The organism is Bradyrhizobium sp. SK17 (genome assembly GCF_002831585.1).
In the GTDB taxonomy this organism is placed as follows: Bacteria; Pseudomonadota; Alphaproteobacteria; order Rhizobiales; family Xanthobacteraceae; genus Bradyrhizobium.
The window spans coordinates 6553973-6566088 of record NZ_CP025113.1; the positions used below are offsets into that span (position 1 = coordinate 6553973).

General features: G+C 66.1%; 12 protein-coding genes. 10 read left to right on the top strand and 2 right to left on the bottom strand.

From position 1 onward, the window contains the following. Positions 1 to 168 precede the first annotated feature (168 nt). The 3 genes from CWS35_RS30350 (at position 169) to CWS35_RS30360 (ending at position 2855) form a co-directional block, all read left to right on the top strand. Positions 169 to 1524 carry a 3-carboxy-cis,cis-muconate cycloisomerase gene (locus CWS35_RS30350; RefSeq protein WP_100955194.1) on the top strand — a complete coding sequence of 452 codons (1356 nt, stop codon included), beginning with the start codon at positions 169 to 171 and terminating at the stop codon, positions 1522 to 1524. 41 nt (positions 1525 to 1565) lie between these two features. Continuing rightward, complete coding sequence (pcaD, locus tag CWS35_RS30355) at positions 1566 to 2348, top strand: 3-oxoadipate enol-lactonase (RefSeq protein ID WP_024582565.1); 783 nt, start codon at positions 1566 to 1568, stop codon at positions 2346 to 2348. 114 nt (positions 2349 to 2462) lie between these two features. Next, the gene (locus CWS35_RS30360; RefSeq protein ID WP_100955195.1) at positions 2463 to 2855 is read left to right on the top strand and encodes a carboxymuconolactone decarboxylase family protein; all 393 of its coding nucleotides are present in this window, start codon (positions 2463 to 2465) and stop codon (positions 2853 to 2855) included. Here the strand turns inward: CWS35_RS30360 and CWS35_RS30365 are convergent. After that, positions 2835 to 3356: a hypothetical protein gene (locus CWS35_RS30365; protein WP_100955196.1), complete on the bottom strand. Its 522-nt coding sequence runs from the start codon at positions 3354 to 3356 to the stop codon at positions 2835 to 2837. The two genes, CWS35_RS30360 and CWS35_RS30365, sit on opposite strands and share 21 nt — an antisense overlap. 526 nt (positions 3357 to 3882) lie before the next feature. Here CWS35_RS30365 and CWS35_RS30370 point away from each other — a divergent pair. The 6 genes from CWS35_RS30370 to CWS35_RS30395 all read left to right on the top strand — a co-directional run bounded on the left by CWS35_RS30370 (position 3883) and on the right by CWS35_RS30395 (position 10328). Continuing rightward, positions 3883 to 4800 carry a branched-chain amino acid ABC transporter permease LivH gene (locus tag CWS35_RS30370; protein WP_100955197.1) on the top strand — a complete coding sequence of 306 codons (918 nt, stop codon included), beginning with the start codon at positions 3883 to 3885 and terminating at the stop codon, positions 4798 to 4800. Positions 4801 to 4867: 67 nt separating this feature from the next. After that, a complete protein-coding gene (gene livM, locus CWS35_RS30375; RefSeq protein WP_371412480.1) occupies positions 4868 to 6136 on the top strand; it encodes a high-affinity branched-chain amino acid ABC transporter permease LivM in 1269 nt (422 codons plus the stop codon). Then, entirely contained in the window at positions 6133 to 6966 is an 834-nt protein-coding gene (locus CWS35_RS30380) for an ABC transporter ATP-binding protein (RefSeq protein WP_100955198.1), read from the top strand. Before livM ends, CWS35_RS30380 begins: the two co-directional genes overlap by 4 nt. Positions 6967 to 7135: 169 nt before the next feature. Beyond that, entirely contained in the window at positions 7136 to 7876 is a 741-nt protein-coding gene (locus CWS35_RS30385; protein ID WP_100955199.1) for an ABC transporter ATP-binding protein, read from the top strand. Between the two features lie 160 nt (positions 7877 to 8036). Continuing rightward, on the top strand, positions 8037 to 9155 hold the full coding sequence (locus CWS35_RS30390; protein ID WP_024582572.1) for a branched-chain amino acid ABC transporter substrate-binding protein: 1119 nt from the start codon (positions 8037 to 8039) through the stop codon (positions 9153 to 9155). Between the two features lie 177 nt (positions 9156 to 9332). Further along, positions 9333 to 10328 carry a P1 family peptidase gene (locus tag CWS35_RS30395; protein ID WP_100955200.1) on the top strand — a complete coding sequence of 332 codons (996 nt, stop codon included), beginning with the start codon at positions 9333 to 9335 and terminating at the stop codon, positions 10326 to 10328. Here CWS35_RS30395 and CWS35_RS30400 read toward each other — a convergent pair. Beyond that, positions 10325 to 11134 carry an EF-hand domain-containing protein gene (locus CWS35_RS30400; protein ID WP_100955201.1) on the bottom strand — a complete coding sequence of 270 codons (810 nt, stop codon included), beginning with the start codon at positions 11132 to 11134 and terminating at the stop codon, positions 10325 to 10327. The genes CWS35_RS30395 and CWS35_RS30400 overlap by 4 nt on opposite strands. Before the next feature lie 252 nt (positions 11135 to 11386). Between CWS35_RS30400 and rpe the strand changes: the two genes are divergently transcribed. Beyond that, positions 11387 to 12088 (top strand): ribulose-phosphate 3-epimerase, encoded by a 702-nt coding sequence (rpe, locus tag CWS35_RS30405; RefSeq protein WP_024582575.1) that lies wholly within the window; start codon positions 11387 to 11389, stop codon positions 12086 to 12088. Positions 12089 to 12116: the final 28 nt, after the last annotated feature.

A 12116-nucleotide genomic window follows, 5' to 3' on the forward strand; every position in this document is an offset into this window, starting at 1 on the left:
AGTAAAGCAGCCGGCACGCAAAGAAAAGGGCACCTTCGGAGGATGAGCGATGCATATTCGCAGCGCAGCAAAGCCGCGCGATCGCTCGCGAAATCGCGCAATCCACCTTGCGGTTGAGATGCCGGCGGGCATTGGCAGCGGGCTGCGGGAATGGTTAGGTCGCACGCCATGAGCACAGCCCTCTCTCCCCTGCTTGCGCCGATGCTGTCGAGCCCCGCGATGCGCGCGGTGTGCGACGATGCCGCCACGCTACAGAACATGCTGGATTTCGAGGCCGCGCTGGCCCGCGCCGAGGCGACCGTCGGCGTAATTCCGTGGGTCGCCGTGACGCCGATTGCGAAAGCCTGCAAGGCCGAATCATTCGACCTGGCAACACTGGCCGACGCCGCGACCCGGTCCGGCAATCTGGCCATCCCCCTGGTGAAGGCCCTGACCGCCGAGGTCGCCAAGGCCGATGCCGAGGCGGCGCGCTACGTACATTGGGGCGCCACCAGCCAGGACGTCATCGACACTGCGACCATGCTGTCGCTGCGCGCCGGCATCGACGCGCTGCTCGCCGACCTCGAGCGCGCCGTTACGGGGTTTGCCGGCCTCGCCCGCGCCCATCGCAACACCGCAATGGTGGCGCGAACCTGGCTGCAACACGCGCTGCCGATGCCGTTCGGCCTGAAGCTCGCCGAATATGCCGCAGCCTTGCACCGCTCCCGCAAGCGATTGCAACGGCTGCGCCACGAGACGCTGGCGCTGCAATTCGGCGGAGCCGCCGGCACGCTCGCCGCCCTCGGCGACAAGGGCCTCGCGGTCGCAGCCCAGCTTGCGAGAGAGCTGGATCTGCCCTTGCCGGATGCGCCCTGGCACACCCATCGCGATCGCATCGCGGAGGCCGCCTCGGTGTTTGCGATCCTTGCCGGCAGTTGCGGCAAGATCGCGCGCGACGTCTCGCTGATGATGCAGACCGATGTGGGCGAAGCCTTCGAGCCGGCCGGCGCCGGCCGCGGCGGCTCCTCCACCATGCCGCACAAGCGCAATCCAGTCGCCGCCGCCAGCGCACTGGGAGCAGCGACCATGGCGCCGAACCTCGCCGCCACGATCTTCGCCGCGCAGGTCCAGGACCATGAGCGCAGCGCCGGTCCCTGGCATGCGGAGTGGCCGACCTTGCCGGGCTTGATGCTGGTGACGTCGGGTGCGCTCGCCGCGATCGTCGATCTCGCCGAAGGGCTCGAGGTCGACGCGGCGCGGATGCGCGTCAATCTCGATGCGACCCATGGGCTGATCATGGCGGAAGCCGTGACGTTTGCGCTGGCCGAGAAGATCGGCAAGAGCGATGCCCACCATCTGATCGAGGCCGCAAGCAAGCAGGCGATCGCGAACAAGAAGCACCTGCGCGACGTGCTGTCGGCGGATGCCAAGGTCACCGCGCACCTCGATGCGAAGCGGATCGCGGCACTGTTCGAACCGATGGCCTATCAGGGCGCCTCGCAAGCGCTGATCGACCGCCTGCTGGCTTCGCTGGATGACAAGTAAGTGGAAGCACGCGTTCGCACGCGCCTGACAAGGAGCAAGAAATGCCGATGATCAACGCCGACGGGTGCCTGCTCAACGTCCAGGTGGACGGCCGCGACGGCGGGCCGACCGTGATGCTGTCGAACTCGCTCGGCTGCACCCTGCAAATGTGGGAGCCGCAGATGCGGGCGCTGACGCAGTTGTTCCGCGTCATCCGCTACGACCGCAGAGGTCACGGCAAATCCGGCGTGCCGGCCGGCCCCTACTCGATGGAGCGGTTTGGCCGCGACGTGCTGGCGATCCTCGACGACCTCAACATCGACAAGGTGCATTGGTGCGGCCTGTCGATGGGCGGCATGGTCGGGCAATGGCTCGGCGCCAACGCGCCCGAGCGGTTCGGCAAGATCGTCCTGGCCAACACCGCCTGCTACTATCCGGATCCGACCAACTGGCTGAACCGCATCAAGGCGGTGAAGGAAGGCGGCATCGCCGCGGTCGCCGACGCCGTGATCGCGGGCTGGCTGACTGCCGATTTCCGCGAGCGTGAGCCGGAGACCACCGCACGCATGAAGGCGATGCTGCTGGCCTCGCCGGTCGAAGGCTATCTTGCCTGCTGCGAAGCGCTCTCGACGCTCGACCAGCGTGCGCTGCTGCCCAGGATCAAGAGCCCGACGCTGGTGATCGCCGGCAAGCAGGACATGGCAACGCCGGTGTCGGCGGGAGAGATGATCCGCAGCGGCATTCCCGGCGCCAGCATGACGCTGCTCGATGCCGCACATATTTCCAATGTCGAGCAATCGCACGCCTTCACCGAAGCCGTGGTCGGCTTCCTGACGCAACGCTAACCACCAGCAGCAATGGACGTCGTTGCGAGCGGAGCGAAGCAATCCATGTCACCGCCTGCCGGGACATGGATGGCTTGGTCGCTTCGCTCCTCGCGATGACGGAAGGAGACATCGATGGACGACAATCAGCGTCGCGACGACGGCATGACGCAGCGCCGCAAGGTGCTCGGCAATGAATGGGTCGACAAGTCGATCAAGAACCGCAACGCGTTCAACACCGACTTCCAGGACCTGATGACGCGTTATGCGTGGGGCGACATCTGGACCCGGCCGCATTTCGATCACCGCACCCGCCGCGTGCTGGTGATCGGCACCATGGTGGCGCTCGGCCAATGGGACGAATTCCGCCTGCATGTGCGCGCGGCGCTCGCCGAGGGTGGCTTCACGCCCGAGGACATCAAGGAGATCCTGCTGCAACAGGCGATCTATTGCGGCGTGCCGGCGGCCAATCACGCCGTCAAGGAAGCCGGCGCGATCATCGCAGAACTAGGGCTGCTGAAGGGATAGCTCGCCTGCCGGCGCGGTTGCGTCGGTGGCAGCCGCCCGTGCGCGCTTCGGCGACGTCTCGAACAGCATCACGATCGCGGTGCCGAGCAGCATCAGAAGTTCCGATGCATGCATGCGCAGCGCTTCGATCTCGCCGACCTTGGAGGCCATCACCATGCTGGCGAAGCTCAGCACGCTGCCGAGGCAGAGCGCCACCGCAAGCGCCTCGTCGGCGCCGCTGCTTCGGCGGAACGGCGAAAACACCGTCATCGCGAGGAAGACCGCGAAGAATGCCACCACGGTGATCCGCGCCAGCGCCAGGAGCCATGCGAGCCGCACCGTCGCCATCTTGCCAAGGTGCAGATAGTCGCTGGCATACAGCGCGATCGACACGCTCGGCCGCTCATAGAGGCCGTGGATCGGCGACACCATGATGCTGAAGGCGATGATGGTCCAGACCGGAATGAAATAAGCCGCGAGCAGCGCGCCGTTGAAGGAGCTGATCCGCCAGGTATTCGACATTGCCGCTTCCCGTTTGTCTCCGGCGCCTTTGGGAGCGGCGACGGTTCAGCCAGCGAGGTAACGCCGATCAATTGCCGGCGGCAATTTAAACCCTTTGTTTACCTTAACTGGCCTGGGGATTGTCATAAGGGCGGTCGGCGCCGTGTCAAAACGATGCATGAAGTCAGGCCGGCCCGTCTCTGGACCGCGCCCTTCGACGGGCCCGTGTCCGCGGGCACGCGGTGGCCTCACCGTTCCGGATCAGGCGTCCAGTCTTGCCGCCTCGGATCGGGCTTCCGACCGCACCCCTGGAACACGGGTTCCGGCGCGATCATTGCAAGGCAAGGTCGCGTCGTCCCTGTGACATCTGAACCGCACCCGCCAAAGTAGTTATGTACAAGCCCTTTCTGCTGCTGCCATGCTGTTGCCGCCGCGGGGGTTCCACTGTTAGAAAATGACACGACGCGACGGATCAGGCTGCCGGGGGCCCTTGCCGCGTCACACGCGACGTGGCGTTTTCGAGCGAAGTGGGGACTAGCGGCAGCGCATGGATTATTTCGCCCAGCAACTGATCAACGGCCTCGTGCTCGGTTCGATCTACGGCCTGATCGCCATCGGCTACACGATGGTCTACGGCATCGTCGGCATGATCAATTTCGCCCATGGCGACATCTTCATGATCGGCGGCTTCATCGCGATGATCTCGTTTTTGGTGCTGGTGTCGCTCGGCCTCACTGCGATTCCCCTGATCCTGCTGATCGTGCTGCTGGTCTCGATGGTGATCACCGCGCTCTATGGCTGGACCATCGAGCGCATCGCCTACCGGCCCTTAAGGCATTCGTTCCGCCTGGCGCCGATGCTGTCGGCGATCGGCATGTCATTCGTGCTGACCAATTTCTCGCAGGTGTCGCAGGGGGCGCGGGTCAAGCCGGTGCCGCCGATCATCACCGGCGGCTACACGCTGCATGAAGGCCCCGAAGGCTTCGCGGTGCAGCTCTCCAATATCCAGATCGTGGTCGTGCTCGCCACCATCGTGCTGCTCGCGGTGTTCACCTGGCTGGTCTCGCGCACCCGGCTCGGGCGTGACATGCGCGCCTGCGAGCAGGACCAGACCATGGCGGCGCTGCTCGGCGTCGATGTCGATCGCACCATCTCGATGACCTTCGTGATCGGTGCCGCACTGGCCGCCGTCGCCGGCATGATGTACCTGCTCTATTACGGGCTGGTCGATTTCTTCATGGGTTTCGTCGCCGGCATCAAGGCGTTCACCGCCGCGGTGCTCGGCGGCATCGGTTCGCTGCCCGGCGCGATGCTCGGTGGGCTCGCGATCGGCCTGATCGAAACGTTCTGGTCGGCGTATTTCTCGGTCGAGTACAAGGACGTCGCCGCGTTCTCGATCCTGATCGTGGTGCTGATCTTCATGCCGACCGGCCTGCTCGGCCGTCCCGAAGTCGAAAAAGTCTGACAGGCACTTCGTGAGCGCGACATCCGCCCGCCCCTCGCACGCCGCGCAGCCCTCGGGCAGCGCCTTCATTCTCAAGAAAGCCCTGATCAGCGCCGTCGTCGCGCTGGTGCTGTTCTCGCTGATGATCGGCGTGCGCACCGAGGCCGGCCCGCAAGGCGGCCTGATCTACTGGACGCGGTTCGGCGATCTCGCGGCCATGGTCGGCACCGTGTTCGGCGGCAGCATCATCATCGAATTGCTGCGGCAATGGTGGGGACCGGTCGATACCGAGCGCGTCGTGCCGAAACCGGTGCAGGCGGCGATGTCGTTCGCCGGCCGCTGGCTGGCTCCGGCGCTGCTGGTGTTCGCCTTCCTGGTCCCGGTGATCTTCTACAACCAGCGCTACATTCTCGACCTCTCGATCCTGGTCGTGACTTACGTGATGCTGGGTTGGGGCCTCAACGTCGTGGTCGGTCTCGCCGGCCTGCTCGACCTCGGCTACGTCGCCTTCTATGCGGTCGGCGCCTATTCCTACGCCCTGCTCGCCACCAATTTCGGACTGTCGTTCTGGGTCTGCCTGCCGCTCGCCGGCATCCTCGCGGCATTCTGGGGCGTGCTGCTCGGCTTCCCGGTGCTGCGGTTGCGCGGCGACTATCTCGCGATCGTGACGCTGGCCTTCGGCGAGATCATCCGCCTCGTCATCATCAACTGGCAAAGCCTGACCGGCGGCCCCAACGGCGTCTCCGGCATCCCGCGCCCGACGCTGTTCGGCATTCCGCTCGACAACAGCGATGACGGGCTTGCGGCCAAGCTCGGCATCGACTTCTCGCCGACCCACCGCATCGTGTTCCTGTTCTATCTGATCCTGGCGATGGCGCTGCTTACCAACTGGGTGACGATCCGGTTGCGCCGGCTGCCGATCGGCCGCGCCTGGGAAGCGCTGCGCGAGGACGAGGTGGCCTGCCGCGCGCTCGGCATCAACGTCACCACGACCAAGCTGACCGCGTTTGCGACCGGCGCGATGTTCGGCGGCTTCGCCGGCGCGTTCTTCGCCACCCGGCAGGGCTTCATCAGTCCGGAATCCTTCACTTTCCAGGAATCGGCGCTGGTGCTGGCGATCGTCGTGCTCGGCGGCATGGGCTCGCAACTCGGCGTCGCGCTGGCGGCGGTGGCCATGATCGGCGGCTTCGAACTGTTCCGCGGCTTCGATCAGTACCGCATGTTGGTGTTCGGCATCGCGATGGTGCTGTTGATGATCTGGCGGCCGCGCGGCCTGATCGGCCATCGCGCGCCGACCGTGTTCCTGGAGCGCAACCAGGCGATCTCGTCCGACCTCGTCAAGGAGGGCCACGGATGAGCGGCGACAACATCCTCACCGTCGACCGCCTGATGATGCGCTTCGGCGGCATCGTCGCGGTCAACGAACTCTCCTTCACCGCGCAGCGGCGCCAGATCACCGCGCTGATCGGACCGAACGGCGCCGGCAAGACCACGGTGTTCAACTGCATCACCGGCTTCTACCGGCCGAGCGGCGGCGCGATCCGGCTCGCCCATGATGACGGCCACACCATGCAGCTCGAGCGGCTCGGCGATTTCCGCATCACCAAGCTCGCCAAGGTGGCGCGCACCTTCCAGAACATCCGGCTGTTTCCCGGCATGACCGCGCTGGAGAACCTGATGGTGGCGCAGCACAACGCGCTGATGCGCGCCTCGGGCCTGACCCTGCTCGGCCTGATCGGCGCGCCGTCGTGGCGCACGGCCGAGGAGCGCGCCATCGAGCTGGCGCGGACCTGGCTCGACCGCGTCGGCCTGCTCGCGCGCGCCGACGATGCCGCCGGCAACCTCGCCTATGGCGACCAGCGCCGGCTCGAGATCGCGCGCGCGATGTGCACCGAGCCCGTGCTGCTCTGCCTCGACGAACCGGCCGCCGGATTGAACGCGCGCGAGAGCGGCGGGCTGAACGAGCTGCTGCTCTCGATCCGCAACGACCACGGCACCTCGATCCTGCTGATCGAGCACGACATGTCGGTGGTGATGGAGATTTCCGACCATGTCGTGGTGATGGACTACGGCGTCAAGATCGCCGAAGGCACGCCACAGGCGGTGCGCGACGACCCCAAGGTGATCGCCGCCTATCTCGGCGCCGACGAGGAAGAAGCGATCGCCGTGATGGAGAGCGGCACGTGAGCGCGGCCCCGAAGCCTCCCACCTCCCCCTGCAAGGGGCTGATCACCGAGCATTCTCTTTCCCCGTCATGCCCGGGCTTGTCCCGGGCATCCACGTATTTTGATCAACGCGGTGAGAAAGACGTGGATGGCCGGGACAAGCCCGGCCATGACGGCGGCAAGGTGGTGCAATGACTTCGACCACTCCCCTGCTCGCGGTGCGCGGCGTGCGCGCAGCGTACGGCAAGATCGAGGCGTTGAAGGGCGTCGACATCGAGATCAAGCCCGGCGAGATCGTGGCGCTGATCGGGGCCAATGGCGCCGGCAAGTCGACGCTGATGATGACGATCTTCGGCAAGCCGCGCGCGCGTGCCGGCAGCATCGAATATGACGGCCGCGACATCACCGGCGTGCCGACGCATGAGATCGCGCGGCTGCGGATCGCGCAATCGCCGGAGGGACGGCGGATCTTTCCGCGCATGAGCGTCGCGGAAAACCTGCAAATGGGCGCCGATGCCACCGAATGCAGCGATGCCGAGCGCGAGGCCGGACTGGAGCGCGTGTTCGCCCTATTCCCGCGGCTGAAGGAACGCATCGCGCAGCGCGGCGGCACCCTGTCGGGCGGCGAGCAGCAGATGCTGGCGATCGGACGCGCCTTGATGAGCCGGCCGCGGTTGTTGATGCTGGACGAACCTTCGCTCGGGCTGGCGCCGCTGATCGCGCGCCAGATCTTCGACGCCATCCGTACGCTGAACCGGCAGGACGGCCTCACCGTGCTGATCGTCGAACAGAACGCCAACCATGCGCTGAAGCTCGCCCACCGCGGCTATGTCATGGTCAACGGTCTGATCACCCTGACCGGAACCGGCAGCGAATTGCTGCAGCGGCCGGAAATTCGCGCCGCCTATCTGGAAGGCGGCCGCCACGGCTGAGCTCGCCTCGCCATGCAGCAGATTGCTGCGCGGGCCAGCGTCGATTTGCCTGAAAATTGCCGGTGACTTCACCGCGAAATCAGCCGAGAATGCCGCCGGTTTCTGGACCCGGCGCCTGCCGGGTCCTTCCGCTAGAGGCAACGACCACGAGGGACGTCTCATGAAATCACTGAAGCTCTTCGGCCTGGCACTGGGCGCAACGTTCGCTCTATCGGCGAGCGCGTTCGCGCAAGACATCACCGTCGCAGTCGCGGGCCCGATGACGGGCTCCGAATCCGCATTCGGCCGGCAGCTGAAGAACGGCGCCGAACAGGCCGTCGCCGACATCAACGCGGCCGGCGGCATCCTCGGCAAGAAGCTGGCGCTGGAGACCGACGACGACGCCTGCGATCCCAAGCAGGCGCGCTCGATCGCAGAGAAGATTGCGAGCTCCAAGATTCCGTTCGTGGCCGGGCATTTCTGCTCGTCGTCCTCGATCCCGGCGTCGGAAGCCTATGCCGACGGCAACGTCCTGCAGATCACGCCGGCCTCGACCAACCCGCTGTTCACCGAACGCAAGCTCTGGAACGTGGCGCGCGTCTGCGGCCGCGACGATCAGCAGGGCGTCGTCGCCGCCGACTACATCCTGAAAAACTACAAGGGCAAGAACGTCGCGATCCTGAACGACAAGACCACCTACGGCAAAGGCCTCGCCGACGAGACCAAGAAGGCGCTGAACAAGGCCGGCTTTCAGGAGAAGATGTTCGAGTCCTACAACAAGGGCGACAAGGACTTCAACTCGATCGTCTCGCGCCTGAAGCGCGACAATATCGATCTGGTCTATGTCGGCGGCTACCATCAGGAAGCCGGCCTGATCCTGCGCCAGATGCGCGACCAGGGCCTCCAGACCGTCCTGATGGCGGGCGACGCCATGAACGACAAGGAGTTCGCCTCGATCACGGGACCCGCCGCGGAAGGCACGCTGTTCACCTTCGGCCCCGACCCGCGCAACAAGCCGACCGCGAAGGCGATCGTCGAGAAGTTCAAAGCCAAGAACATCGACCCCGAGGGCTACACGCTCTACACCTACGCCGCGATGCAGGTCTGGTCGCAGGCCGCCGCCAAGGCCGGCACCACCGACGCCAAGAAGGTGATGGACACCATCAAGGCCGGCGAGTGGGATACCGTGCTCGGCAAGATGGCGTTCGACGCCAAGGGCGACATCAAGGCGATCGACTATGTCGTCTACAAATGGGATGCCAAGGGCAACTACGCCGAGGTCAACCAGAAGGGCTCGTAAGGCCCCTCGCGTTCGCTCGCATCAGAGTTGCAAGACGCCCCGGTCCGCCGGGGCGTTTTTTTTGACGGAAGCCCGCAAGTCTTACCGCAGCCCACCCGCCCGCTATGCCGGACGGTTGCTGCATCCGTCGCGGCTGCTATACCGGATCGATCGGACAGCAGGCGGACGGGACACATCGTGAAAAACCTTCTCACCGATATTGCCGGCGTTGCCGTCGGCCACGCCGACGACGCCGTGATCGCCTCGGGCGTCACCGCGATCCTGTTCGAGCGGCCGGCGGTGGCCTCGATCGACGTTCGCGGCGGTGGTCCCGGCACCCGCGAGGACGCGCTGCTCGCGCCGCATAATGTCGTGGAGGCGATCGACGCCATCACGCTGTCGGGTGGCTCCGCGCTCGGGCTCGATGCCGCCGGCGGCGTGCAGGCCTGGCTCGCCGAGCGCGGCCGCGGCTTTCGTATCCGCGATGCTGTCATCCCGATCGTGCCGGGCGCGATCTGCTTCGATCTGCTCAACGGCGGCAACAAGGCCTGGGGCCGGTTTCCGCCGTATCGGGATCTCGGCTACGCGGCTGCGAACGCCGCCGCGGGAGAGTTCGAGCTCGGCAGCGTCGGCGCCGGGATGGGCGCGACCACCGCCAATCTGAAGGGCGGCCTCGGCTCGGCATCCGACGTCACCGACGATGGCGTGATGGTCGCAGCGCTCGCGGTGGTCAACGCGGTCGGCAGCGTCACGGTCGGTGGCGGCCCGTGGTTCTGGGCGGCGCCGTTCGAGATCGGTGGCGAGTTCGGCGGACGCGGCCTACCGCCCTCGTTCACGCCGGAGATGCTGAAGCCACGGCTGAAAGGCGGTGCGGATGCGACGGCTGCCGAGAACACCACGCTCGTCGTGGTCGTGACCGACGCACAACTGACCAAGCCGCAAGCCAGGCGCCTTGCGATGATCGCGCAGACCGGCATGGCGCGCGCGATCTATCCGGTGCACGCCCCGCTCGATGGCGATGTGGTGTTTGCGGCAGCGACCGGGGCCAAGCCGATCGATCCGCTGTTCGGTCTGACCAAGCTCGGTGCGATCGCGGCCAACACGGTGGCGCGCGCCATCGCCCGCGGCGTCCATTCAGCGACCGCACTGCCCTTCGCCGGCGCGCTGCCGAGCTGGTGCGACCGGTTCGGCTAAGCGCTGACCGACAGCGACGACGAGGCCTGCGCCGAGATCGCCTGCGACTGGCGCTGGATCAGCTGCTCGATGAAATTATACGACGAGGTCGCGTTGCTGCTGGAAGAGGACGAATTCGTGCTGCCGGTGGTCGAGGCCGCGGCCGGCAGGGTCATCGACACCTTGGAGCCGTCGGCATAGGTCGTCGTGGTGGTGGTCGAGCCATCGCTGTTGGTCACCGACGTCGAGCTTGCGCCGCCCAGCGCCTGCATCAGGGGATCGGAGCTCGATCCGCCCGAGCTGCTGGAGCTGGAGCCGTCGGTCGAGCCGCTGGCCATGTGATGGTGACCATGACCGCCCTTGTGGCCTTCCAGGGCCTTCGACATCTCGTCGAGGCTGACGGTGCCGTTGCCATTGGTGTCGAGCTTGGCGAACACGGCGTCGGCCTGCGCGGTGTTGGTGCCGCCGGCGCCGAGCGCATTCTCGAATTCCGTCTTGGTGATCTGGCCGTTGCCGTCGGCATCGATCTGCGAGAACAGGTCCTGCAAGGCCTGCTGCCGGCTGGTCGGGGTCGCGCTGGTCGAGGCGGTGGTCTGCGACTGGCTCTGCGCATCGAGCAGCGCGCTCATGGTCTGCGGCGAAATCTGCGCGGTGCTGCTGCTCGATCCAGTGCTGGTGCTCGCAGTCGACGTCGTGGTCGAGGGCGCGAACAGCCCGCTCGACTGACTTCCCGCACTGGAGCCGCCGGTCTGGGTCGCCGATTTCGACGACATCAGCGAGCTCAAAAGATCAATGGCCGATGACGCAGCGCCAATGGCAAACAACATGGCAATACTCCAACCAAGCCGCGCCTTGCGGCCCAAACACTTGGCAATGGCGCAGCAAGCCGCGTGCCACGGGAAAAACCCAATAAAACCAGGCTCCCGGCATCGCTGCGGGTTCCGCGGACCCGGCAAGAGCTGCCGCCGGCGGCAGAATTTTCCGTCTCCGAAAACGCCGTCCGCTCGCATTGCCCGCCACGGCCGCGCATGTTAGGCGGGGTCACCCGTCGCCCCCTGAAGTCTTTCGGAACTGCTGACATGACTCAGTCTTTCACCCCGCGTCCCCTCGTCATCGCTCCGTCGATCCTGGCGTCGGATTTCTCAAAGCTCGGCGAGGAGGTCCGCGCCGTGGACCAGGCGGGCGCCGACTGGATCCATCTCGACGTGATGGACGGGCATTTTGTCCCCAACATCTCCTATGGCCCCGACGTCATCAAGGCGATGCGGCCGCACACCAAGAAGGTGTTCGACGCGCATCTGATGATCTCGCCCTGCGACCCCTATCTCGAAGCCTTTGCCAAGGCAGGCTGCGACCACATCACCGTGCACGCCGAAGCCGGCCCGCATCTGCATCGCTCGTTGCAGGCGATCCGCGCGCTCGGCAAGAAGGCCGGCGTCTCGATCAACCCGGGCACGCCGCCGAGCGCGATCGAATATGTGCTCGACCTGATCGACCTCGTGCTGGTCATGTCGGTCAATCCCGGCTTCGGCGGCCAGGCCTTCATCCGCTCGGCGATCGGCAAGGTCTCCGACATCAGGGCGATGGTCGCGGGCCGGCCGATCGATATCGAGGTCGATGGCGGCGTTGCGCCCGACGTTGCCGGTCAGCTCGCCGCCGCCGGCGCCAATGCCTTCGTCGCGGGCTCCGCGGTGTTCAAGGGCGGCACCATCGAGGCCTACAAGACCAACATCGCCGCGATCCGCCATGCCGCGGCCGAGGCACGCGGCGAAGCGATCTAGCCCGGCACGCGGCGGATCCCGCTACTCA